This is a genomic window from Streptococcus sp. SS4 (assembly GCF_030440125.1).
GTDB lineage: Bacteria > Bacillota > Bacilli > Lactobacillales > Streptococcaceae > Streptococcus.
Genome location: NZ_JAQFJM010000004.1, coordinates 1 through 24,173, shown reverse-complemented (window position 1 = coordinate 24,173; position 24,173 = coordinate 1). Strand labels below are relative to the sequence as shown.

Annotated in this window: 24 protein-coding genes; 3 read left to right on the top strand and 21 right to left on the bottom strand. The window is 35.4% G+C overall.

Features of this window, described 5'->3' with window-relative positions:
• Positions 1-62: 62 nt before the first annotated feature.
• From ssb to PCY16_RS04320, 14 genes are all read right to left on the bottom strand, one after another.
• Positions 63-491 carry a single-stranded DNA-binding protein gene (ssb, locus tag PCY16_RS04385; RefSeq protein ID WP_301354012.1) on the bottom strand — a complete coding sequence of 143 codons (429 nt, stop codon included), beginning with the start codon at positions 489-491 and terminating at the stop codon, positions 63-65.
• A gap of 30 nt (positions 492-521) precedes the next feature.
• Positions 522-698 carry a hypothetical protein gene (locus PCY16_RS04380; RefSeq protein ID WP_201043160.1) on the bottom strand — a complete coding sequence of 59 codons (177 nt, stop codon included), beginning with the start codon at positions 696-698 and terminating at the stop codon, positions 522-524.
• 30 nt (positions 699-728) lie between these two features.
• Positions 729-1,049, bottom strand: a complete 321-nt coding sequence (locus PCY16_RS04375) for a hypothetical protein (protein WP_301354008.1) — start codon at positions 1,047-1,049, stop codon at positions 729-731.
• A gap of 978 nt (positions 1,050-2,027) precedes the next feature.
• Entirely contained in the window at positions 2,028-3,320 is a 1,293-nt protein-coding gene (locus tag PCY16_RS04370; protein WP_301354006.1) for a hypothetical protein, read from the bottom strand.
• A 115-nt stretch (positions 3,321-3,435) separates the two neighbouring features.
• Positions 3,436-3,744, bottom strand: a complete 309-nt coding sequence (locus PCY16_RS04365; protein WP_301354004.1) for a hypothetical protein — start codon at positions 3,742-3,744, stop codon at positions 3,436-3,438.
• A 13-nt stretch (positions 3,745-3,757) separates the two neighbouring features.
• The gene (locus tag PCY16_RS04360) at positions 3,758-4,180 is read right to left on the bottom strand and encodes a hypothetical protein (protein WP_301354002.1); all 423 of its coding nucleotides are present in this window, start codon (positions 4,178-4,180) and stop codon (positions 3,758-3,760) included.
• An 18-nt stretch (positions 4,181-4,198) separates the two neighbouring features.
• Positions 4,199-4,645 (bottom strand): hypothetical protein, encoded by a 447-nt coding sequence (locus PCY16_RS04355; protein ID WP_301354000.1) that lies wholly within the window; start codon positions 4,643-4,645, stop codon positions 4,199-4,201.
• Positions 4,646-4,809: 164 nt separating this feature from the next.
• Entirely contained in the window at positions 4,810-5,361 is a 552-nt protein-coding gene (locus PCY16_RS04350) for a hypothetical protein (RefSeq protein ID WP_301353997.1), read from the bottom strand.
• Positions 5,362-5,578: 217 nt separating this feature from the next.
• Positions 5,579-6,343, bottom strand: coding sequence for a hypothetical protein (locus PCY16_RS04345; RefSeq protein ID WP_301353995.1), 765 nt, complete (start codon positions 6,341-6,343; stop codon positions 5,579-5,581).
• A gap of 485 nt (positions 6,344-6,828) precedes the next feature.
• On the bottom strand, positions 6,829-6,996 hold the full coding sequence (locus tag PCY16_RS04340; protein WP_236651710.1) for a hypothetical protein: 168 nt from the start codon (positions 6,994-6,996) through the stop codon (positions 6,829-6,831).
• Positions 6,997-7,279: 283 nt separating this feature from the next.
• Positions 7,280-7,972 (bottom strand): hypothetical protein, encoded by a 693-nt coding sequence (locus PCY16_RS04335; protein WP_301353992.1) that lies wholly within the window; start codon positions 7,970-7,972, stop codon positions 7,280-7,282.
• Positions 7,966-8,598, bottom strand: a complete 633-nt coding sequence (locus PCY16_RS04330) for a hypothetical protein (protein ID WP_301353989.1) — start codon at positions 8,596-8,598, stop codon at positions 7,966-7,968. The genes PCY16_RS04335 and PCY16_RS04330 overlap by 7 nt, the downstream gene beginning before the upstream one ends.
• The gene (locus PCY16_RS04325; protein WP_301353986.1) at positions 8,598-9,395 is read right to left on the bottom strand and encodes a thioredoxin family protein; all 798 of its coding nucleotides are present in this window, start codon (positions 9,393-9,395) and stop codon (positions 8,598-8,600) included. Before PCY16_RS04325 ends, PCY16_RS04330 begins: the two co-directional genes overlap by 1 nt.
• A gap of 362 nt (positions 9,396-9,757) precedes the next feature.
• A complete protein-coding gene (locus PCY16_RS04320; protein ID WP_301353984.1) occupies positions 9,758-11,026 on the bottom strand; it encodes a hypothetical protein in 1,269 nt (422 codons plus the stop codon).
• Positions 11,027-11,566: 540 nt separating this feature from the next.
• Here PCY16_RS04320 and PCY16_RS04315 point away from each other — a divergent pair.
• From PCY16_RS04315 to PCY16_RS04305, 3 genes are all read left to right on the top strand, one after another.
• Positions 11,567-11,875 (top strand): hypothetical protein, encoded by a 309-nt coding sequence (locus PCY16_RS04315; RefSeq protein WP_227039674.1) that lies wholly within the window; start codon positions 11,567-11,569, stop codon positions 11,873-11,875.
• 74 nt (positions 11,876-11,949) lie between these two features.
• Positions 11,950-13,343, top strand: a protein-coding gene (locus PCY16_RS04310) for an IS3-like element ISSth6 family transposase (protein WP_301353981.1) whose coding sequence is annotated in 2 segments (ribosomal slippage) — positions 11,950-12,391 and positions 12,391-13,343 — 1,395 coding nt in all. Because the reading frame shifts where the segments join, the coding sequence is not laid out codon by codon here.
• A gap of 154 nt (positions 13,344-13,497) precedes the next feature.
• Positions 13,498-14,700, top strand: a complete 1,203-nt coding sequence (locus PCY16_RS04305) for an IS110 family transposase (protein WP_037605196.1) — start codon at positions 13,498-13,500, stop codon at positions 14,698-14,700.
• 277 nt (positions 14,701-14,977) lie between these two features.
• Here PCY16_RS04305 and PCY16_RS04300 read toward each other — a convergent pair whose 3' ends face one another.
• The 7 genes from PCY16_RS04300 to PCY16_RS04270 all read right to left on the bottom strand — a co-directional run.
• Complete coding sequence (locus PCY16_RS04300) at positions 14,978-17,806, bottom strand: hypothetical protein (RefSeq protein WP_301353976.1); 2,829 nt, start codon at positions 17,804-17,806, stop codon at positions 14,978-14,980.
• Between the two features lie 221 nt (positions 17,807-18,027).
• Positions 18,028-18,516, bottom strand: a complete 489-nt coding sequence (locus tag PCY16_RS04295) for a hypothetical protein (protein ID WP_301353973.1) — start codon at positions 18,514-18,516, stop codon at positions 18,028-18,030.
• A gap of 74 nt (positions 18,517-18,590) precedes the next feature.
• Positions 18,591-19,922: a hypothetical protein gene (locus PCY16_RS04290; RefSeq protein ID WP_301353970.1), complete on the bottom strand. Its 1,332-nt coding sequence runs from the start codon at positions 19,920-19,922 to the stop codon at positions 18,591-18,593.
• Positions 19,923-20,009: 87 nt separating this feature from the next.
• Positions 20,010-20,153 carry a hypothetical protein gene (locus tag PCY16_RS04285; RefSeq protein WP_002887149.1) on the bottom strand — a complete coding sequence of 48 codons (144 nt, stop codon included), beginning with the start codon at positions 20,151-20,153 and terminating at the stop codon, positions 20,010-20,012.
• Positions 20,154-20,516: 363 nt separating this feature from the next.
• Positions 20,517-21,170, bottom strand: a complete 654-nt coding sequence (locus PCY16_RS04280; protein WP_301353964.1) for a DUF6287 domain-containing protein — start codon at positions 21,168-21,170, stop codon at positions 20,517-20,519.
• Between the two features lie 130 nt (positions 21,171-21,300).
• Complete coding sequence (locus PCY16_RS04275; protein WP_211181150.1) at positions 21,301-23,142, bottom strand: SH3 domain-containing protein; 1,842 nt, start codon at positions 23,140-23,142, stop codon at positions 21,301-21,303.
• Between the two features lie 275 nt (positions 23,143-23,417).
• Positions 23,418-24,173, bottom strand: a 756-nt coding sequence (locus PCY16_RS04270) for a sensor histidine kinase (RefSeq protein ID WP_301353958.1), incomplete at its 5' end; no start/stop codon positions are given.

The window sequence follows — 24,173 nt, the reverse complement described above, 5'->3', positions numbered from 1 at the left end:
AAAACAAAAAGAGCTCAGTATCACTGAACTCTCTACTTTCTTCCTAAGGCCTTAGACCATTATTAGAAAGGGATATTTTCAAACATAGTCGGGTCCATAGCTTCTCCGCCACCAGGAAAGCCCCCTTCTGCAGGTCCAAAATCTGGACTTTGCGAAGAAGTGTTACTATGATCACGAGGCTGTAAGTTGTCAAAATTTGACACATTAACCTCGGTCACATAGACACGTTGGCCTTGCTGATTCTCGTAGCTACGAGTTTGCAAACGTCCCTCAACTGTCACAAGATATCCTTTCTTGATCCAGTTTGAGAAACTCTCCGCATATTTACCCCAAATAACTAGAGGGAAAAAGTCGCTTTCTCGCTCCCCATTTTGATTTTTGAAATCACGAGGGCAAGCGATACGAGCCGTTGCTACCGCCTTGTTCGAAGGCGTGTAGTGAAGTTCCGGTTCTGCGACCAAACGACCAGTAATAATTACCTTATTAAGCATATGTTTTTCTCCTTTGATATTGAATGTTGTTTAACGACCGTAATGAAGACCACCTAAACTGTCCTCATACTCTACCCACCAATCTGCTGGGTCTTGAGACTCACGTAATTCCCTTCCAGTGGGATTACATAAGTCGGTATTTCCTTTTTCGTTTCTGAAGGTTCTTGAAAAAATACCTTCAGTTGAAATTTCAACAAATTTTGCCATATTTTTCTCCTTTTTCTAAAACACTAATTTCTAAAACACTAACTCGAGATCCATCATCTCGACAATTTCCGCTTCAGGCTCTTGCTGAGAAACATACCTTGATTTACCAAGGTATTCCTTATACCCCCTCTTAGTCCAATGACTACGTGGGGTAACTCTCTCAAGTTTTCCTTTAACATGATCATTAGACCAAGAGGTCTTCGGATCTATGAAACCGCTAATGACACCATCAGCCCACTCACTAGGACTGATGATATAATTCATTTCATCGTAAAATGTTTTACGATATGCGGTTTTCTGTTGTTTTCGTGCCGCTCTATAAGTAGAGCTTGTTTTGAAAGTTTTTGTCATTTTTTTCTCCTTTAAAAATATAATATTGTTGTTGTTAAGTGACCTTGGAAAGCCCCGAACACTTGTTCGTAGCCCTCCTCCGTATGCCGACAAGTTAGAGTTGGGAACACCTGTTCCTCACCTCTAATCATCGAGATGTCGCCTTTCTTTTTGTCCAACTACCCAAACTCAAAACAAAAAAAGCATAACAAAGAAGCCGGCAAGCCTTGTCTCGAAAAACAAGGTTGCGCGTGCCTATGGCAAACCATAGGATAAACTTCTCGTTATGCTTAGTTGCTAATAACGTTTGTTGTAGCCTTTCAATCAATTAGGCAATTTATCTCGTACCTGTTATAAGCGTTAAGCCTCTTCTTCTGTCTGATGACTTAACTGATAGCTAAAAGCGAGTACGCTCCCTTTTAACCCATTATAAAACATGGTATGCCGATTGCTGGGACAGAACCAGTAATGACATCTCCTCCTCCATGCTTCTCTTTTCTTTAGTCACGTGACCAAAGGTTCACCGTTTGAGGTGGTGAAAAAAAGATATAAATTAAAAATTTATGTCTTTAGTATAGCAAACACATGAAAAAATAGCAACCTAAGAATAAAAGTGACTTACCGTAAAATAAAAAAAACACCTAAAAGGTGCATGATATACAGTTTATGTTTTAGTTCCATGTCAAATAGAACAGTAACAAAACCTTGTACTTTAAAGGTTAACCTTCCTCTAAGTTTTAGTACCATGTCAAATAGAACAGTAACAAAACTATACCAAACGTTTCAATATATTCACTCAAGTTTTAGTACCATGTCAAATAGAACAGTAACAAAACCTCGACATGGACCAGCTCCCGACCTTCTTGCCTTAGCTTCCGGTTAGGCTATCTGGTATTTACAAGGTTATTCATAATTACCTTGAAGGTTCCTAAATAAACCCTTTTAGTTATTATAACATATTTATCGTTTGAGGCAAGGAATCAAGCAAATAACCCTATATCACTTATTCTTATGTTTAATCTTGTTCAGTTTAATATCTTTAAATGAGAGTTTATTCTCTAAAATAGCCACAAATTCATATGGAGCATTAAACATAATTTCAAAGCCTTTTTGTTTACGCTGGTCAAACCAAGACATTTCTTCTGGGTTGTAGTCCTTACGAGATTGCAAGGATTTAAAATCCTCTTGATAAAGAGTAAAGGTATCACCCAACATCAAGATCTGATTAGCAATCCGTCCAAAACGGTTCTTTCGTACTTTTTTAACCTTATGCCAGATATAATGTTTTTGGTCTAGAAGTTTCTTATAGGCTGAGTCCCGCACCCATACTCTCTTACCTTTTTTAGGAACACCATTTTCATCGTAGTTATCTGGGTTTAAGGCTCTACGCTTACTTTCTATAGCTCTATCTAAGTCCTCCAACCGTTTACTATACCCAAAATCATTGGAAAGGTCATAAACAATAGTCTCATTATCACGCGCAGCAGTGATCGCCATCTGCTCTACAGATAACTTGATTTCCACGTTTCCTTTATTTGGTAGTTCATGGTCTAATCCATAAGGAACACCATCAAAGACTAATAAGATACTGTATTTCCAAACATTTCCCTTAACAAGAGTCCGTTTAAGAGCATATAACGCTAATTTTTGAAATTCCAGTGCATAGGCAACCTTAATCTCTTGGCCTCGACGAAAAGCAAAAGGAATAAATAACTTGTCGTTTCTGCCTTTACCAGTCGCAAAGAATACCCCTTCATCAGTCACGTAGTTATTGCATTTACGGTACCATAAAGTCGTAAAATCCACTAAGCGACCAACTGAGACATGATTGCTACTTTCTCCTTGCTTACGACGCTGAAGATAGGCCCCTTTAACTGTCTGACTAAGAATTTCCATAGTAGACCAGTGGATTATCCCTTCTTCTGCATACCTTTCATACATAGCAGTTGCTTGTCCTAATTCTTTATATCGGATGAATTTGCCACTATTAAGACCAAATCTATCATTTAAGGCTATCCAATCTGCTTTAAGTGTCTCCGAAAGCTCCTTATGTGTTTCCTTCATAGAGTGTTTCTTTGTCTTGTCTTTCTCTTTAGAGATAGCTTCCTTTAACTCTGCCAGCTCTTTAGCACGTAGAGACAAAGACCTATATTCCTCTGAGCTAACACGACGATGTTCTTGGCAATTGATCCAATTTGTTACGGCTCGTTTTAACTTGTAGCCATATTTAAAACGTTTGGCTAGAAAATCATCATAACCTTTGGTATTCAAAGGGATTTCTAAAGTATACACTCTACTATTCCTTTCTCTAAGAATTTATCCTTACTAATTTGCCATATAGACCTTTATCTGACTTATACTCAAAAGAATTGCTACTAGTTATCTATCACTAAAAACAATAACAACCCTATTTGCTCCAACCATCTCTGACATCTACAAAGACTTCACCATTTAACTGACTAAGGAGTTGGTGTTCTTTGAGTGCTTCATCATTATCTACAAATACTACAGAACTACTCCATGTTGTTTCTGGTTCTCCCTCCAGGTAATAAGGATTATAGCCACCTCTTTTATCATAATAAAGCTTGCGTCCATTACTAAAAGTGCGAACCACGTAAGCATCTTCAGATATACGGTAGTATGAGTAACAGCCTAAGATAATCAGAAGAGTAGATAAAATAATGATTAAACAGTTCTTTTTTGCCATGTTATCCATAGTCCCTCACATATCATAGTATGGCATTGTCCTGTTTCATTTCATCCAGAACCGCTTCTGTCAATACCTTTTCAGCCAAGTCTCCACCTTCAATCTCTTCTTTACTATAATAGTAATCGATAATAGGACACTTTTCTAAAGCTTCATTATACTCTCCTCGGACAATAAATAGGTAATTACCGGTTAAACCTTCAGCGATATCTTCTTCTAATTCTTCGATAAGCTCACTATAATCATAACTAAAGCGATAGTTTCCCTCATCTATCCATTTCTGAACTATCATAATCGTCTCTAACGTTAGATTCTCAAGCTTTCTCTCACCGTTCCGTAATCTTGTAATTGTAGAACGGTTTATTCCCAGTTCCTTTTCTAAATAATTAGCTGGTATAGCTCTGTTCATTAACACCATTTCTACTCTTGTCGTATTGATCTTCATTTTATCACCTCTCAATAATCAATCTTCTAATTCGGCAATTTTAGCAAATTGGTTTGCTTCTGCTTCAGTATCAAATTCTTTGATATAGCCACCATACAAAAAATACTTATTTGCAGTTCTTTGTCTCTCTGTTATTTTATTAGTTACTTTCACGTCAGCCCCTAAAATTTTACGGTGTTTTTTAGTACCGCCCCACTCAGCCGATACCAAAACATACCATGTTTCTTTTTCTTCTTTTTTCTTAGAGTTAGGTGGAAAATCTTTTGGGTTTAGTTCTTCAAAATCAGTTAAATCAAAGTAATTAGTCTTGTTAAAATATTTACCTGTGTGATGCCATTCACAAGGTCTAACTGCTCCGCTTTCCACTGCTCTTTTTTGCCATGCTTTTAATTGACTTTTAGTAACAAGTCCACTTTCAATAGCAAATTGTGAGCGTTCGCTTCTTCTATTACCAATATATCCCATATTATAATAACCTCTCTCTTTATTTCACAAGTCAATTATACCAATTATGTTGCCTTATGTCAACATTAGAAGCTAACTCCTTTATAAATAAACGAGAAGACACCACTTATGATGCCTTCTCGTTCCCCTCTATTCTGTTTTCACCAAATTGATTTGCAAAGTAACTACTGCTCCCTATTATTCCCTGCCTTATTGTTGCTCGTATCTATCCCTTCAGGAAAGTGATTCCTTTTCTCCGAAAGAAACCTTAAAAATGAATATGGAAAAGCTAAAATCAGTCTAAGCAGCAAGTAAAAGTTACCCCCTGCTAAAACACTAAACGATAATCTTATCAAAATGTTATTGCTGAATGTCATATAGCCCAATACATTCATTAACAGTAAGCCTAGAGTGATTCCAGCAAGGATGACAAACCAGTTTAAACTTTCTAAAGACCAATCATATTTTTTTAATAAGATATGATTCGAGAACATTCCTACATAAATTAGCAAGATCGTTAGAATACCCAATGCACTACTGACAATAGACTGAGATGGTGTCTCTTTTTTAATCAATGAGTTATCTTTAGGTAGACTATCGCTTATCATTTGAAAGAATGAATGATGATTGCTATTAGTAACAATCCCTTTAGTTGCTGCTGCTAGAACCACTACTAAGATACACAAAGCTATCGTTATTATCGTCCATTCTATACTATTTTTAACGACTCTTTTCATTTTTCTCTACTCCTTTTTCTAGTTGATGAACATATGGTTCATATATGGCACTAAGGTCCCCTTGAGTGCCTTTGAGATGTCCTATAGGAGTAAATATAGACCACGTCATCATACCTACAACTAAACCAAAAATTATTATGAAACAAATTGTTCCTGTTATATCCGCTTTGGAATATTTTGATTCCAATAGCCTACCCATCTATTATCACCTCTTTACCTACATCTTATTTAGTTTACCAATGGAGGACTGAGATCCGACAGCGTCATCATAAAATGATAGTACTTCATTAACAAAACCTAAGTAAGTGTTTGTAATCTCATTCTCAATCAGAGGATAACCATAAGCCTTAAGTCTTCGAACTCTTTGACCAAATAATATAAATCTTGGCCAATAAAATGGAATTTCTTCTTCAAAAGTAATAGGTTCTAATGGATAAAAACCTAAATGTTCAACTCTTCCGGAAATTGCTCCACTAAGTATGCCTTCTTCAAGTTCTTGAAGAAACACTAGCTCCTCAATTTCTCTATTTGACATGAAACGTTTAAGGTATGATTTTCGTAAAGTTAGTTCTTTATTTATACGTCCCGCTAATTCCAAATTTATCTCTGAGGTTGCAAATTTTTGATTCTGAAAACCAAACCTCCAGCCATAAGGTAGAGCTCTACTATTTACAAATTCATAAACTGTAACTAACTTTGGAAACAATTGAGTAACGTCTTTTAAAGTAAGTGACCTCCTAATTACTTCATCAATCGCATTTGGATACTCATTAATATCAATCATATAAGTATTTTTTAGCAGTTCTAGTGATTTTTCTGAGGTTCTTTCACTTTTCTTGATTGCGTTAGCAAATTTATTACTAGTGTCTACTACCAGTAAAAATTTATACTCATGACCGTCTTCACTTGACAAGTTGAAAATTTTGGAAATAAGCATTAATTCACTGTCTCTCTCTAAAGCATGTTCATTACTTTCAACCATAATCATTTTCTCCTTGTTAGTCATGTTATTTATTAGCCTAATAATAGGATAGCACACAATAAAACATACCACTACACCTTAAGTCAGTTATTCTCTAATAATGGGGGGTGTGACACCCCCTAACTGCATTGTGTCCTTTCTCATAAACTGCTATAATTTTCTTGTAGTTCGATGAAACTACACTCGAAAATTAATCCTTTCAGTCTCTAATCCTCCTAATAGAAATAGAGACTCCTAATCCAATCCAGTTCGCATCATAATCTCCTACAAACCCAGATGCGAACAAACCTCCTTTAAAACTAGGGCGATGGCCCTAGTTTTTTGTTGTGTTCAAAAGTTACAAAGACACTTCTCACGCGCGTGCTAATCTATTTCTCTGAAAAAGATGCAAAAATTTCGTAAAAATCTTTACTCCTTGAAATTTCTTGATACTTAAACGGGTATAAAAAAACACCAGCATAGCTAGTGTTTACATGTATTCGTTCTTATTCTTGTTCTCTTTGAGTTCTATCTTTTGTTGCTAATTCTAGGGCCTCTCTAATAGCTCTTTCATTAGCACGTTTTTGATGTCTTCCAAAGCTAATAGCAGCGGCCACACCACCCCCAATAACAGCAACCACACCAAGTAAAACTAATATTAACCAAAGATTCATTTTTTCTCCTCTCCTCAATACAATTAGGGACTTTCTTATTTTAATAAGAAATATTAAATTGAATATATAATTTTAATATACATTTTGTCAAAGTTTTTGTCAATAAAATATACGTTCATTTCCCCAAAAATTTGTCGATTATATACATTCTCACTTTTAGTCACTAACTAAAAAAATTGTATGAAATGCAAGATAATTAGTGTACCTTGTAGGAGCTACGCATTTAAGTTCTTTTGTAGTAATTTCGAACACAGCATAGCTCGAGTACAGTATTGGTAATAAATTAAACAAGGGCTTTATGATCTTCATGCCTATGCTCACTTAAAAGTACTTCACCAAATTGTACCCCGCTATCCTCACTGACTCGTTCCTGGCAATCGACACAATACAATTCTCTAGCCAATCGCTGTGGTCGGCCACCTACATAGACCACCTCTTCCATTCCAGGCAACATATAAGGTAGCATGGTATCAACCAGCTCATCAAAATGTGATTCATCGTTACTTAAAAAGAAACGTGCAGGATGATCACTATTATCAAAATCTCCAATGGCCACGAGACTATCTTCTTCTGTCAAGAGATAGTAATAAGCAGCTGTGCGGTCTTCTGTGTATCGAAAGAATAAATGTGATTCATGACAAAATGGGCATGTTCTATACTTATGACCAATAAATGATTTTAACCAACGTACAAGCAAATCCGATAAAGAGGCTTTGATTCTCTTAAACAAGAACAAGACATTAGGTAGAATGAAACCAACAATTATAGGGATAACAGTTAGATTATTGTCCACCACCAAAAGATAAAACTGGAACATGGCTGTTAGTCGTAAAAACCAGACAATCGTATTAAAAAAAATCTGATTCGTGCCACTCAGAAAAGTACTGACAACTGTAGACTCTTTATTCTTCACAAAAGTAAGAGTAACACACTTGATGGCAAACATAACTACAAACATAATGACATAGGCTAACATTCACTTACCTCATTTTCAGCATCAGTAAATTCAGAAGCTACTTCTCCCAAAAGAGAGATTAACTTAAAAGCACCCAAGGTATTATCTTGACTTAAATTGGCAAGCATACGGTCAAGAGTCTTTAAACAACGTTTCTTCTCTGAGAGTTTCCGTCTATCCAATAAAGCACTATCTTCTAAGTCTTCTGTGTCACTAGAGGAACGTAGTTCACTTAGATCATAAACATCACCAACGTCTAGGACTGATAGCTTACGAAGCACTCTAGAAATGACTAATGAAGAATAAGTCTGCGCGTGCTCTAGAAGTTCTGCAGACTCTTTCAACCTTTGAATAATGGTGTCTCTTTTGGCAAGTTCTTCCTCATCTAAAAGCAAAGCATCCAAGGGAAAAAGTTGTTCCACGATTGTCTTTTGACCAGGGACAAAAGCGTTACTTTGTCTCAAACCAGTGCTAGGAACAAAATGCTTCCCGTTAACAACTATAAGTCTCTTACCTAACCACTTGTCGACAATGCCACGCTCACTAGAAACTATGACACCATCCATCCGTGTTATTTGGATCGTAACCTCGTCACCTACTTTTAGACTAGCAATCCATTCTGAAATATCTTTTTTTGACAAATACATTATTTTGTTTCCTCCTTTGCAACTGACACAATATCATGGATAGCATCCTCATCAAGACGAGGTGCAGCATGTTTTCCTCCGGCCATTCGTTCAATACGTTTGGACCATCCACCAGAGTTCTTATCCTTATGATAGATAACTGCTGTTGCTACTTTCTCTACTCCCATAGCTTTAGCTAAATTCTTGCCACTTTCGTCAAGAACATTAACATAGATAATCTTGTTTCGTTCTTTTTCAGTTAAGCTCTTATTGAGTACTGGAATTGATTTTTGACAGTAAGGGCAATCAGGTCTAAAGAACACATATATCTCTGAATCTGTATTCTTCTTATAAGGATAAATGACATTATCTTCTTTAAAATAATCAAGCTGATTTGATGTAATCTTTGTTGCGTGGAAACTTTGTTGGGTGAGTTCCTGGTCAAAAACCGTCGTAACCATACGATTACTATAACTGTATTCATTCTTATAACTAGAGGTAAAACCAATCAGAATTACAGGTAACATAAATAACCCAAGAACAACTTTAGTCGATGTAAACTGGTGGGCATGGTCCACACCTTGATATACGATATAAAAGGTCGTAAGAACCCAAGGTAAGATAATTCCAAAAAGCAAACCAAACCAATCAAACGGAAATGCATAGACAACCCTATGGTTCACTACAACTACCGTCAAAATAGATAACGTCACAAGGATCGCATAGCTAATATACCACCCCTTGTAAAGAGGATTATCCTTTAGCTTGGGGAATGCATCACAAAGGGTTTTCCAAGCAGATTCAATTTTTATTGTCATTAATTACCGTTACCTTTCAATCTTTTTTATCTTTAAAACAACACCTGATACTTACAACAAATTCAAACTATCATGTGACTTTCTTACATACTTTTAAATCGTTGAGAGAATGATTATATGTTGCAGTTGCTGTGCGTGACTTATTCTTTTTTCACTGATAAGAATTCATCAACTCGCTTGACAACCTCGTTATGTGGTACAAATAAAGTAGTTGATTTTTCCAATAGTTACATCACTAACTATGGCTAGCCTTTTCAAAATTCTTGGTCTTTTTACTACGGTTACAACTACAAGCGAAACAACTAACCATGTAAGTCTTCTTCCTAGGTATTCCAAATAATCCATTTACAAACACCTTAACTCTATCTATAAACAATCAAGAAATAATCATCAAAAGGGAGTTTGATTTTTTCTGGTAAAACTTCTTTAGGGAATACAATGATCATATGTTCATACTCTATTGAGAATTCTTCATAGAGACTAGTTAAGTGTGGAATCAAGTCATTTTTGATATATGCCATAGGTACGATAGGGTACTCTTTCAATTCCCAAGAGTCTGTTTCAACAACAGCTGATAACTGGAATTTATCATCATCTAAAGGTTCTGATATCTCCTTTACAAGATAATCTATTTTCTGCAGTTCAGAAAAATCATAAGCCTCGCAATCACACCAATCTTTATGATTTGAAAACATCTTTTCTTGAATGATTTCGACAATAACGTCAGAAGCATTTGTTGTTGTTTGACTGAATAAAGAAATATTTTTACGCTTTAACATGTCATGTCCAGTCACACCTTCAACCTCAACCTCATTTACATATTCCAAAAAGTTCATTAAACGTTGAGATACTTGCGTATTATCTTTACGACTATTCTCGAAAACGAAAAATAGACTAGAATTTTCGAATGCTGGTTCTTCTGCGTAACCAAATATTTTAGAAAGTAGAATTGTTTGACGTTCTGTTGCTCGGTCATACTCAATAAAAAAAGGGTTATCGTTCACAAATATAACAGCATCAGGAACCATTAAAAGATTAACTCGACTAATAGGAAATACGACTTGTATGTTTAGGTCATAGACAGACTTATCTTGGTTATTAAAAAATAGCTTGTTTAAGATTTTAGCAACTAATCGTCTGGTCTCTAGATCATGAATATTTACGGTTTGAGGTTTTCCTCCTAGAAGATTATTACTGACAATGCTATATACTGACCTATCATATTCTGTCGTTTTTGTTAGCAACCGTATTTTATCAATCCCCATAATCATAGTAAGCAACCAGGTACTAAAACCTTTGTTCAGATAATATATCTTTCTCTTACCGCTTCTAGTATCCAAACATGCTGAAATAGGATGATTCACCTTCCCAACAAGACGATAAAACCATGAATTAGGGGTTTTAGATTTTCGAGTTACTGCAGTATAAATGAGGTCTATGATTTCCTTATCAAAATAACCAAACCTTAGTAGATGATAAAAGATGATAAGCTCCTCTTCTGAAAACGACAGAGAGATATTTTGATTTTTTGAAACAAAATAAGTAGCTATTTTATTCCTCTGGGTGTAATGAATTTTATTTTTTTTATTTGAAATAAGTGAGGTAAAATCTCTATTTTTTATATCTTGCATTTTGTAGTCCTAAAATAGTCAATCAATAGGGTATATAGTCTGGTCTTTTTTCGAAGAGTGCAACGATTACTTTTAAAATCGTGTTATGCCTTTGCTATTGCACTACACAAGCATTCTCTTGTACCCGTAAAATGCTGATTGATACTTTCATCTCCTCTCATTCATAACGTCGTAGTTTATTTTTATAACGATAATCCCTAAAAAAAATGGTTTATTCTAGCTATATAGTAGCCACCATTTACTCATTTATGATTTACGAGTTTCTAATATTAGTCGTCAGCCCTATAAATACAGTAAACTCTTAGACTTTTGTTCTCTCAGTACTTTCATTCATAAAATCTGGTTATTACATAACACTCGTTACAACCGGTTTTATGGGGTTTTAAGCACTTAATAACTACTATTAGGATTCATTTATAATAGGTCGCTATAGTGTTCAGTATACCCTAGAATAGATTATTTTCAAGGGAGTGACATGGGTTGACTTTTAATATTCTTGCTCTATACTATTAGATATAATTAATAATTAAGGAGCATATTATGGCAGGAAAAAACAAAAAAACTGAATCAGATTTTATTAAGGAAATTAAGGCATACGAACAACAAAAAAAAGATGCTATGGAACAGCTTAAGGCTTATCAAAAATCACAAACTGATAAACTAGGGCAAATCTATTTTGAATTGAAAAAACTAGAAAATCCGGATTTATCTATTGATGAGTTAGTTGTTGAAACACAAAATAAGGTTAAAGAAGTAAAGAAAGAAATTAAGCAAAGAAAAGCAGAAGAAAAAGAAAGAAAGGATGCTGAGAAGACTAACAAAGAAACATATAATAACTCTCAAAACTAGAACAAAAGCAACGGAAATTGAACTGCACCCCAAAAGTTAGACAGAAAAAATCTAACTTTCGGGGTGTTTTTATTATGAAATTGACTTATGAAGATAAGGTTCAAATCTATGAACTTAGAAACCAAGGATATAGCTTAGATCAGCTTTCAAATAAATTTGGGATAAACATTTCTAATCTTAGCTACATGATTAAATTGATTGATCGATACGGAATAGAAATCGCTAAAAAAGAAAAGAATCGTTACTACTCTCCTGAATTAAAACAAGAAATGATTGATAAAGTCCTATATAAAGGCTATTCTCAAGATAGAGTTTCTCTTGAATATGCTCTCCCAAATCGTGGGACGCTTCCTAACTGGCTCGCACACTATAAGAAAAACGGGTATACTATTGTTGAGAAAACAAGAGGAAGGTTATCTAAAATGGGACGTAATCCAAAGAAAAAACTGGAAGAAATGACGGAACTAGAACGTCTTCAAGCAGAAAATGAGTACCTTAGAGCGGAGAATGCAGTTCTAAAAAAGTTGAGAGAACTCCGATTGAGGGAAGAAAAAGAGCAAGAAGAAAAACGGAAATTGTCCGAGGATTGGTAACTGAGTTTTCTTTAGATATGCTTCTAAAGATTATTAAGCTTGCTCGTTCAACCTATTATTACCACTTAAAACAGCTGGATCAAAATGATAAGGATTATGACATTAAAGCTGAAATTCAAGCCATTTTTACTGAGCATAAAGGAAATTACGGCTATCGTCGAATGACTCTTGAATTGAGAAATAGAGGAATTGTGATTAATCATAAGAGAGTTCAACGTCTTATGAAAGTACTTGGTTTAACCGCTAGAATTCGCCGTAAACGTAAGTATTCTTCATATCAAGGAGAGGTTGGTATGAAAGCAGAGAATCTCATCCAACGCCAGTTCGAAGCATCCAAACCATTGGAAAAATGCTACACAGATGTAACAGAATTTGCCATTCCAGCAAGCAGCCAAAAACTCTATTTGTCGCCAATTTTAGATGGCTTCAATAGTGAAATTATCGCCTACAATCTTTCTAAGTCACCGAACTTGATACAAGTGAAAGCTATGTTAGAACAAGCCTTTACAGAGAAACATTACAAAAATACAATTCTCCATAGTGACCAGGGATGGCAATATCAACATGATTTCTATCATCATTTTTTAGAGGAGAAAGGAATCCAACCATCCATGTCACGTAAAGGCAATAGTCCAGACAACGGCATGATGGAATCCTTCTTTGGCATTCTTAAGTCTGAGATGTTTTATGGTTATGAGAAGACGTTTAAGTCAATTGAGCATTTGGAACAAGCAATTATAGACTATATTAATTATTACAACAACAAACGCATTAAGGTAAAACTAAAACATACTAAGATTAGTAGTGAGGAAATCTCCGACGGGAGAAAGTACTCACTACTTTTTCGTTATGTTAAAGTAGAGGTGTCTTGTTAAGTCGATGAGTCCTTTGGCGCTAGACGTCGTAACTAAAACTGACAAGACACCTGTTTTAGGAAGAATGTTATCAAAGTATGTGGGACGAAAAACGTCGAGTATTGAAAATGGCATCACTAAAGCAAGGAATCATTCAAGACAAAGAGGTAATATCATGCGAGTAGTTTTTGGTATTGACGTGAGTAAAGCAAGTTCAGAAGTGGCCATCTTGGTCAATGGAGAAAAAGTACATGGCTATACCATACCCAATGATGCCATCGGATTTAATCGACTACTTGGGGACTTGAAGACTGTTCACCAGCCAGAGATTGTCTTCGAGGCGACTGGTGTCTATTCTCGTCGTCTTCAGGCCTTCTTTGAGGATAATAGTTACACTTATACACGGCTCAATCCTTTAGAATCCAAAAAACAACTAGATAGCTTACGAGTACGTAAAACCGATAAGATTGACGCTGAAAAACTAGCTATGTCTCAGTTCATCCTCAATCGTAAACCAAGCTATGTCCAAGAAGCGCTTTACCAAGAATTACGCGACCTCAGCCGTTTCTATCAGAATCTTACTGAGGATATTGTCTGCGCTAAAAACCGTCTGCACAAGGTTTTACAGATCACTTTTCCTGAATTAGAAAACATCTTGTCAGCACCAACTGGGGAACAATATTGGAACTTGGTAATAACTTTCCCATGTAATAGTTTTGTACTGGAGTCGGATGACGCCACATTAACAGCTATCATCCGTCAGTCTACGGCAAAACGTATCTCTGAAAAACGTGTGACTTACTTAGTAGATAAGCTTACAAAACTAGCTAATCAGTCTTATTGTGCGGTCAAGAAAACCTCTCCAGTGATAGAAGAGGTCAAATACTATGCAGGGGAGTTACTTAGGCTTTCTGAACACAGACAAGGTGTTGTAGAGGAGATGGTAACATTGGCTCAATCTTTGCCAGAATATGAGATTCTTCTCTCTATCCCTGGAATAGCTGAAACCACAGCGACAAGTATTATTGGCGAACTTGGTGACATTCGTCGATTTCACTCTGCCAATCAAATCAATGCTTTTATCGGTATTGACCTCAGACACTATGAATCTGGAAACTTTCTAGCCAAGGAACATATCACCAAACGTGGGAATCCCTATGCCAGAAAGATTCTCTTTAAGTGCATTCATAACATAGCTTCAGCTAGCCACACCAATCCTTGTCATATCGCAGACTTCTATGAGAAACGGAAAAGACAATCGCAAGTGACTTCAACCAAACCACACACGATTGCCTCTATACATCGTCTCATTAGAACAATGTATTACCTCATAACGCATAACAAACTTTACGATTATACTTCTATCCAAAATCGGTAAAATTGTTTATGCCATATTATTGTAACGCCTTATCAAAAAAATCACCATATAAGGTGTTGGTTTAGTGTACACTTTTTACACTAAACTTTAGTTCAAAAAAAGATAATTTCCTTAGTTTGACTATGGAACTCAAACTATTTTTCATCAAATACCTTGATATACTTGACAAATGGTAGAAAAGGACTCAGTCCTGTACAATACAGAACTAAATCCTTTACTTAAATTATTTGTCTAACTTTTTGGGGTCAGTACATAAAACCGTTGCTTTTTATGTTATCTAAAACCCTTCTTCTTCATCAATATCCATTTGTTCTACATTACTTTCTAAAGTTCTAGTTGCTTTCTCACGAGCTACACGAGAGAGTTCTTGAGGTAATTCAAACTCTTGATTAGGGGCTTGAATATTTTGAGTATCGACAGTTTCGGGTGTAGATGATGGAGCTAGGATCACTCTTTGAGTTATTTCTTTATCTTTCAACTCACCAATATCATTTTTGCTATTTACAGTTTGTTTTTCTTCAACAACTGGTGGAATATCTGAGTTATTGACCTCCTCTTTTTGCTCAATATCCTCTGTTACCTCTTCACTAATTGAAGTACTTTCTCTATGTTCTGTTATACTCTCGTTGACTAAGATTGTTCTTTTAACTGATGGAGAATCATCTTTTTTACCAACTGTATCATTTACATTACTATCAACATTTGGCACCTTAACATCCATGATTGCTTGCCATTCTTCTTCAGTAAAATCACTTTCATAGAGGTGGCTTTCAGACTCTTTTTGAGCGTAATATTCTATCACTTCTGCTCTCCACAACTTGTATGCTTTTGCTATTTCCGGTTCTTCCTCACCAAGCCCATAAACCTTATTGAAAGGTGTATGTGAGACAAAAGAGTCCTTTGAAATATCCATTTTAAAATGCGGAGATGTTGTCAAATAAATCATATTTGAGACTTCATCATCACTGACGATAACACCACCAACTTGGAATTTTTCTAGGTTATTTGCATCTCTAGCAGTGAAGTTATCTTCTTCTACTACTTCCTCTGAAGTAGCACTTGAGTTCCCTTGATTTCCTGCTAAGAGATCATCGTTTGCTGCACGTTTGGTTTCTTTAAGAGCATAATGTTTTCCTCCTGAACGTAGATTAATGAACTCTACAACCTTTGTTGAGGTTTGTTGGAAGGTAAAGGCATTACGATAAGACATCTTGATTGCATCAGCCCCAGATTCGCCAATAGAATCCCTAATTTGTTCGTCATGTTGATAAGCATGCATAACTGGAACATGGAACTTACGAGACTCATCTAGGAAGTTACTATCATTACCTGGCATCAAGTAACCATTCTTTTCATCTTCATAAAAAGCAAAGAAAGGAGACTTATCTGGAAGACGTCTTTGAGCAGCATTTTGCATAACTAATGTTACCATCTGTGCTACCATTCGAGACTTTTCTTTACCAAGAACACCTTTAGCAGAATTGACCAAAATCATTCCACCCGTTTTTAAAACAATATCTAATTCTTTGGTACTTTGAGAGAAAAATACACGACGGATTTCTGGTGAAGATGATAGGTCATCAATAACTGCTTTTAGACCAGATACGTTAGCATCAAAAGTATAATAATATTCCTCTGTATACGAATTTAATTGATGAGCATTGATGAAATAATCATAAGAACTTTGGAGGTTTTCAAGTTTATTTCTTTCATCATTAAAGGCGTTTATAGCTTCATGAACATTCTCTGGTCTAAGGATAGTATCAAAGAGTTGTTCGTGTTCACGATTGTACTCTGATTCCTCTAACCACTTTTCTTTTTCCTGCTCTAAAAACTCTTCATGCTTTTTCAACGTTTCTTCAAAAAGCCTTTTCTTTCGATTGAGTAGTTGTTCAAAAACAGCAATATAGGCTTCAATCCAATCACTAGAACGTAACATACTTGAGAATTCAGTTAGTGTTGGAGACTTACCTTTTAACATGTAGTTGATTGGGGCATCTGGTATCAACGCTACCTCTTTAATGACCGTAATGATATTATCAGTAAGTTGTCCCTCTTGGTTAAGGAAGAAAGAAGAACCAGTTCCACTTGGATCACTAAATCGTTTAAATAAATCTCGAACAGCCCCTTTTACCTGAGTAGTATCTCCATCCAAAATATTTATTGCACCAGTTCCTGGGTTAGTAGGATCTAGAGTCCAAATCATTTCATCAGGGAATCCCATTTTATGAGCGTACTTAACAATTGTGCCATACATCGAACCTGATGGTTCAGTCATATAAATACCATTTGTAAGCTCTGCAGCATAACCATTGTTATACCACTGCTCCAACAATTCACGTCTTTTTTTCTTACGTTCAAACTCTGTGCTAAAGAATTCTTCTTCCAGTTCTTCATCTACTTTCATCAAATATTTACGATAGGATAGTAGATAGTACTTCATATTTTCCATATCCTGTAGCATTGCTGGAATCAAAATCGTTGCCGATTTACCAGTACCAATCAAACCAAAGATAATAGTGTGATAAGTCCTCTCGTTAGCATGTAAAATCACTTGCTCTCCAGTTTTAGAGTTAAGTCCCATAACCAAATTCGCTTGACCTTTTTCATCTTGATTATGAACAATATTACTTAATACACTGTCTTGGAAGTAACGTCCTCCTAGCCATTGCTCAACAAGTTTCTCATAGGTTTTTTCAGCAATCCCAGTTGCATAGCTATTATAAAAAATAAGACCAATTGCTCCAATCGGAGTTAACAATAACAAACTGTTGAACCAGTCAGCTCCTATTAAGGGTTTTAGGGTATGATAACTTAATACAATACCTGTCTGACTTCCATTTGGTATCGACCAGGGCATATATTTGAGATAATTATCTGCTACATCATACATACGATTAATAAGGGATAAGATAAAGTTATTGATTGTTAGTACATATAATCCAGACGATATAAGTACTGCTGCCAGTGCTGCTCTTATAGCATACTTACCAATAATCTTCTTTCGTTCTGCTCGTTTTAAGGTATCATATTTTTCAAATAACACGAAAATTTGACGACTTGTAACATTACTGTGCCATACACCAATGTATAAAACTAAAGCCATATTAACGAACAAAAATATAAATAAAGATATAAATACCCAACTGGGTAAACGCCATCTAAAGATAAACATAATAATATTGAAAGCAAATAATCCAAAAGATATATGATATACCCAATCAATATATTTTCGCCAACAAAACAGTAAGATATCTATAGTTCGCTTACCATTTGTATAATAACGATTAAAAAATAATTTTAAGATCTTCCGCATAAAGCACCTCTCTAGTAAGCAAACATTCTTTTCAAGAATTCCATAAATACAACAATAGCAATCGGACCTATTATTCCAAGTCTAATGAATAGATTTCGTCGAGGTAAGCTTGTTGTTTTCTTCCCCTCTGTAATCAACCATTGATAGTGATAGATGTATCCCTGTATGAAACCATATGCAGGTAATATTCCAACTGCTAGAATTTCTATTAGGGTAAAGACCTCTACGAAACTAATCATAGAGAAGTCACCACTATGTGTTCCTCCCTTTGATATCATTGCGAGTCCATAGATGACGAAAATAGGGATAAATGTAACGATATATAAGAATAAAATTGATTTTAAGGCAAAATTTACTCCCATAATTTGTTTCTCTGGGTTATTGATAGATTTAGCATAACTCCACCTACCGATACCGATAAAGACCAAGGTAATAGGTAAGACATAGCGAATAAAGACTATCAGATAATAGACAATAGCATTGATATTGTGATGATTCATGAGCCCTCCTTGTTAAATTTTTCTGTTCCGAACGTAAACAAAAAGTTCCCATTTCAGAGGGAACTATATGCGACTCAACTAGTAAAAAATGTTGATAAGATTTTACTGTTCACACGATTTGGATAGAAACTATTGAAACGTGATTTGATACGAAACAGACACTTTTTCTCTTCCGTATTCTGTGAATTACTGCTCACTTCTTCAGTTTTTTTAGCCACTCGACGCCCCCTGCTATTTGCGTCTACCCAGCGATAATGAGCATCTTGAATAACAACTGAAATTTCATCTCCTTGCTTAAAAGGAACTCGATTTAAAGAACCTGAGTCCTTCATTTTAATTTTGATACCTGGAAAGTCAACCAACTCTACTGTATGAAGACTCTGTGGATCAAAACTGATGAATCGCACTTTAAACAATCGTCCTATGACTTTCTTATTATCAATCATCTCAATCAAAGCATCTTGAGGTGCTTCTTCGAGAACTTTCATATCTCCCTCGATACGAATATAGTCATGGATAATGTGACGTTCTCTTTGATTTGGACTTGGTTTTTGGGTATTGGCCCCAGTAATTTTAAATTCCACCCTATCAAAGACTGATACTACTTCGTCTAGGTTAACAAATGAAGAATCACACTCATAACTTACCCTATGTTTTGGAATAAATACCGTTTGTAATTTTTTGGTCATTACCATGATACCTGCATTGCTACCATTGTTAATAACGGCTGATACAATACCTTCATGGGTACGCTCTAAGATATTTTTTCTATCTCGATTACGAGAAGAATTATCTTTACTCTTTTCAATTTGCTGAAGAAGCTGGTAATTAGTTAACCACTCAGCTAACTCAATACTACCTTCAACAACATAGTTTGATGGGTTATTAATCGTTAGTTTATAATTGTCGATAGTTTGGATATGAATTTCAGTTAATTTGCAAGGGAAAATACGCCCAACCATTTTAAAGAAGTCTTTTGGTTGGCGGAAGCCAGATTCTGTTTGCTTAATATAAACTGTTGTTCCAGCAAGTTCTCCATTCTGAACACGCCCTACTAACATATCGCAGAATGCGACACATTCACCGATAGGGCGACCATTTCTATTTCTCGGAATAAATGGCTGTGTTTCAAGTACATTCTCTACTACAACTGATACAACCTTATTAGTTGCTTGCTCTAACAAATACTCATCTTCAGTATTTCCAAGATCAATATATGGGAGTGTATAGTTTCGAATGATATCTGAAACTTCTTCTGGAACACATTCAATTTCTGGTTGCTCAAACCATTGTTCTTGTTCATCTTTCCTATCTGCAACAACCAATGTTTTAAATTTTTGCTCCCCTAAACTAGCGTAATGGACGTTTTCATAACCGTCCTCTCTTATAAGTTTAAGTGCTTTCATATTTTTCTCCTTTAATGTCTTTTTTGACATTAAAAGCATAACAAAAACGGTCACTACCTGTAAGATAGTGACCCCCCTTGACTTTTGTTAATTCATTGCGATAAGAAGCCCAACACCCAAGACTACAATTGGTGTAATTAAGGCGAAAATTGAAAAGATTTTCTTGGCGATACCGATGGTAACATATAAGAAACTCGCTAATGTAAGTAATAGAACCAAGATCATAAACATAATTCTCACCCTTTCTTCTGGCTCTGTATTAATTATTATTATATAGATTTTTGATATCAATGCAAGGCTAGAGAGCAATAAATGTAAAGATAACTGATTATAAAATACTTTTCGAAGTCAGTAAAGAACGGTTGTTTTACACTTCATTTTAAAAGTATCTGCTATAGGCCAAGAACTAAAGACCCACCGAATGGTTCCCCTTCAGTAATAGCAAGTCTTCTTAAGACTACTATCTTTTATTTTTCTCACCTGTAAACGTATCATACTCATCAAAAAGACTATACTGACTGCTATCATGTTTATAATTTCAGCTATCCATAGAGATAAAAAGATTACTAAATAAATAGCAATCTTTTTTTCATGTTAATTACGATAAAATGGATAATTTTCTGCATCCTCACTTTGACCAATAACAAGATGGTCTGAATCGCCATTACCAGTTCCAGGAATAGCCCAAAAAGCTGCGCTATCAATATCAGAAGCAATTGTTCCTGAAAAATTTCCATTATTTAAATGTCCAGAATAGAGATGATAAGTATAACCACTCCCATTTTGTACTGTACCATCTGGTGAAATTGTGACAAATTCTCCTCGAGAGTTTGTCCAAGTACCAGCGATTGAACTATAATCACCTGAACTTAGTTGCTTCCCATTAAACGATGATGATGATTGTGTTTCTTCTCCTGTTTTTTCTTTTGTAGGCTCAGAAACTCCTCCTGAAGATAAGACCGTTTCATCAGTGTCTTTAGTTGCAGAATCTTTGGCAACAGAAGACTCACTAACCTCAACTGTTTCATCTTTTGTGTCTTCATTTTTTACATGCGGGTTTGAATTTTTCTTATCGTTCTTAGTAGATTTACTTAAGCTTGAAGATGATTTCTTAACAATTTTAGTTTGGCTGCTACTTGTAGTAACACGTGCAGATTCATGGCTGTTAAACTTAGTCACCAGGAAGATGGCAAGAATAACAATAATGAGAGCCAAGACTGAACCAATAAGCTTACTTGTAGTTTTCATATTTTATGTTCCTTTTAATAAATTTTTTACGTTGTAAATATAACATTTTTATTTCTATATTTCAATACTGTTACATAAAAAATATAGAAATATTTCCTGCCATCTTCTGTAATAGGGTTTCCTCTATGTCTTAGTTAATAGCAATATAGCGACGTGCACCTGAATATGATAAGTAAGAAATCCAATAATGACCATCTGCCTGAATAAGGCTATCATAATTTACTGTATTTCCAGCATCATAGTATGCTAACTCGGGTGCAGAAATCTTTGGTTCTGCTTTGATACTTGCATGGCCTTTAAAAGTATAAACACCACTATTAGGAATTGATGGTTTAGAAGGATTAGATGTAGTTGAAGCACTTTCTACAGTTGTCGTTGTTCCACCTACACCAATTTGTTTACCACTATCAATAACATAATAGAGATGGATTAGATATTCTCCTCTGTCATTCTTATGATCACTAATTTTTACAGAAGTCTTATAGGTACCATCAGATTGTTTAACAGCTTTATACCATTTCAAGTCATCTTGTCCATTTTTTGCTGACCAAATTGGAACTTGAACTTCTTTTAGTCCAACATTACTTGAAATATTCGAGATAACAACATCAAAGGTACCTGATTGGTCATTCTTATTTGTAACGTTAATGGTTCCTTTAACCTCTGGTTTTACCTCAGTTGAAAGCTTTTGTACTGGAATATAGCGACGGTTTCCTGCATATGATAGATAAGAAATCCAGACATAACCATCTGCTTGGAGTGTTTTATCATAATTGACAGTATTTCCTGCTTCATAATAGGCTAGTTCTGGAGCAGACATTTTTGGTTCAGCTTTTATGCTTACTCTCTCTGTAAATTGATAAAATCCTGAAGAAGCTAAATTACTTCCTGTATTATCTGTTGGTGTTGGAGTATCAGGGATACTTGTATTACTACTTTTTAAATCTTTAAAGTGGATGTAACCAGTGAATGAATTTTTGGGAACCACACGACTATGATAACGGAACTGATAGGTTGACCCATAGTTATACTCCTCGATTTCTACATTATCACCTTTGACGGCTGACACCCAAGCAACGTGACCATAAAGACCATCGTCCAAATATGCTACAGAGCCTCTAGTAGGAATATTATCAACTCTATATCCCATACTTCTTGCATTTCCACCCCATTGTCTAGCATGACCTAAACCTCTAGGTGTATCCAATTTATTAACTTGATAGAGTCTATTAGCAACAAAGGAAGTACAATAAGCAGTTGCATAACCCCAGCTATCCCATTCCCCTGGATTATTACGCCATGCTACTGGATAATCATCACCGATTCTAGAATTATTAGACAAAGGTCGTCTAATATTTCCAACACTAAATAATCTCGAATAACCAGTACTTGGTGTTGATGGTTTATTATCTGTTTTAATTTCAGGAACTTTTGGATCAGAAATTTTCTCTGTTACAGTAACTTTTTCAGTCTCCTTATCTTCACGTACCTCCAACTCAATTTTTTTATTTACCTCATTTGAGATATTTGGAGTAGTAATTTTTTTATCAGATGACTTATCAGTATTTGTCGCTACGTTAACCTTTTCTTCTACTGTTGATATAGCTTCAGTAGTATTTTCAACTTTGTGAGTTTCATTCGTAGTAACTGTTTCAACATGCTGAGAACTTTCACTTGTCTTTTCTGGAGTCACAGAACTTGAAGGTACTTTAGCAGGTTCCAAACTTTCCTTTGGAACTGAAACAGTAGCTTCAGAAAGAACAATCTCAGCATTTGAAGAAGTTACTTTCTCTGATACAACTCCATTATCGCTAGTAATACTTGGAGTTGATTCAGAAACAGCCACTTGCTCATCAGCATGAGCAGTCTGTACACCAGAAAGTAGGAAAACCCCTAAAAGCACAGAAGCAGCACCAAAAGAATACTTACGAATTGAGAAACGTTGAGCAACATGGTAAAAACTAAATTTCATAATAATATCTCCTAGTCTTTTTCATAACTCTCTCCTATGCAAAAGAGTATAGCACGACTATGACTGTCAAATTGTTATAAATCGTAAAAAGTCTAAAAATTATCACTATTACAAATTTATTATATTTATTCACACAAAATATAAATATTTCTTTTACTTAGATTAGAAAGTCAGTGTTTTGGAAATTTTGCTAGTATTCTGGATATATATTTTTTTAATAAACAAATATAGGATCAGGTACTTGTTTTCAAAGGACGACAAAAGATGTGGTTCTATCAAACCACATCTTCTATTTTTAGTGTCTGTTTAAAACGATAGTCTTTAGATTGTGTTGACAAAGAACAATTAGGATACTTCCCTAAAATCTCTCGAACAGTGGACAAACCTATACCACGTCCCTCTCCTTTACTTGAGCGGCCAAGTTTAAAGATACCGACTGTATTGATAGATTCTGGAGCAATGGTATTCTCTACTATTACTACCTTTGTCTCTCCACTGATAAGAGCAATATTTACTTCCTTAGTACTGCTATCCAAACTCCCCTCAATAGCATTATCCAAAAAAATAGACAACACTGTTATGAAATCCAACAATTCCATCCTTGATACTTCAAAGACGTCGCTGACCTCAAGGTGAATGGTAATAGACTGTCCCTGTGCTTCCAAAATTTTACTAGCCAGGACACCTTTAACGGCTTCATCTTTAATATTAATCAAGTTGGCAATTTCGTACTGTTTCCCCTCAATCCGAGTCTTTGTTTTTTCAAGGATGTTATCGTAGATATCGGAAATAATAGCCATATCCTTAGAGTCAATGCCATATTTGATACTAGACAAGACATTTAGGTAATCGTGCCTGAAGCGACGAATATCCGTATAGAGTTGCTCGATTTGTTGACTATAACGAGCCAAATCACTCATTTGCCTATCTTTTTGGAGTAGGACTTCTTCTTTTAGTCTCTCACTGAAGGTCGCATTGATATAAACAAGGGTCGCAAGAAAGAGTAAAGCATAGGTCACCACGAGATAAAC

What these genes read in the sequence shown, in the direction of transcription:
- ssb (WP_301354012.1), bottom strand. Translation starts at nt 491, where the DNA reads ATGCTTAATAAGGTAATTATTACTGGTCGTTTGGTCGCAGAACCGGAA.
- PCY16_RS04380 (WP_201043160.1), bottom strand. Translation starts at nt 698, where the DNA reads ATGGCAAAATTTGTTGAAATTTCAACTGAAGGTATTTTTTCAAGAACC.
- PCY16_RS04375 (WP_301354008.1), bottom strand. Translation starts at nt 1,049, where the DNA reads ATGACAAAAACTTTCAAAACAAGCTCTACTTATAGAGCGGCACGAAAA.
- PCY16_RS04365 (WP_301354004.1), bottom strand. Translation starts at nt 3,744, where the DNA reads ATGGATAACATGGCAAAAAAGAACTGTTTAATCATTATTTTATCTACT.
- PCY16_RS04360 (WP_301354002.1), bottom strand. Translation starts at nt 4,180, where the DNA reads ATGAAGATCAATACGACAAGAGTAGAAATGGTGTTAATGAACAGAGCT.
- PCY16_RS04355 (WP_301354000.1), bottom strand. Translation starts at nt 4,645, where the DNA reads ATGGGATATATTGGTAATAGAAGAAGCGAACGCTCACAATTTGCTATT.
- PCY16_RS04350 (WP_301353997.1), bottom strand. Translation starts at nt 5,361, where the DNA reads ATGAAAAGAGTCGTTAAAAATAGTATAGAATGGACGATAATAACGATA.
- PCY16_RS04345 (WP_301353995.1), bottom strand. Translation starts at nt 6,343, where the DNA reads ATGGTTGAAAGTAATGAACATGCTTTAGAGAGAGACAGTGAATTAATG.
- PCY16_RS04340 (WP_236651710.1), bottom strand. Translation starts at nt 6,996, where the DNA reads ATGAATCTTTGGTTAATATTAGTTTTACTTGGTGTGGTTGCTGTTATT.
- PCY16_RS04335 (WP_301353992.1), bottom strand. Translation starts at nt 7,972, where the DNA reads ATGTTAGCCTATGTCATTATGTTTGTAGTTATGTTTGCCATCAAGTGT.
- PCY16_RS04330 (WP_301353989.1), bottom strand. Translation starts at nt 8,598, where the DNA reads ATGTATTTGTCAAAAAAAGATATTTCAGAATGGATTGCTAGTCTAAAA.
- PCY16_RS04325 (WP_301353986.1), bottom strand. Translation starts at nt 9,395, where the DNA reads ATGACAATAAAAATTGAATCTGCTTGGAAAACCCTTTGTGATGCATTC.
- PCY16_RS04320 (WP_301353984.1), bottom strand. Translation starts at nt 11,026, where the DNA reads ATGCAAGATATAAAAAATAGAGATTTTACCTCACTTATTTCAAATAAA.
- PCY16_RS04315 (WP_227039674.1), top strand. Translation starts at nt 11,567, where the DNA reads ATGGCAGGAAAAAACAAAAAAACTGAATCAGATTTTATTAAGGAAATT.
- PCY16_RS04305 (WP_037605196.1), top strand. Translation starts at nt 13,498, where the DNA reads ATGCGAGTAGTTTTTGGTATTGACGTGAGTAAAGCAAGTTCAGAAGTG.
- PCY16_RS04300 (WP_301353976.1), bottom strand. Translation starts at nt 17,806, where the DNA reads ATGGCTTTAGTTTTATACATTGGTGTATGGCACAGTAATGTTACAAGT.
- PCY16_RS04295 (WP_301353973.1), bottom strand. Translation starts at nt 18,516, where the DNA reads ATGAATCATCACAATATCAATGCTATTGTCTATTATCTGATAGTCTTT.
- PCY16_RS04290 (WP_301353970.1), bottom strand. Translation starts at nt 19,922, where the DNA reads ATGAAAGCACTTAAACTTATAAGAGAGGACGGTTATGAAAACGTCCAT.
- PCY16_RS04285 (WP_002887149.1), bottom strand. Translation starts at nt 20,153, where the DNA reads ATGTTTATGATCTTGGTTCTATTACTTACATTAGCGAGTTTCTTATAT.
- PCY16_RS04280 (WP_301353964.1), bottom strand. Translation starts at nt 21,170, where the DNA reads ATGAAAACTACAAGTAAGCTTATTGGTTCAGTCTTGGCTCTCATTATT.
- PCY16_RS04275 (WP_211181150.1), bottom strand. Translation starts at nt 23,142, where the DNA reads ATGAAATTTAGTTTTTACCATGTTGCTCAACGTTTCTCAATTCGTAAG.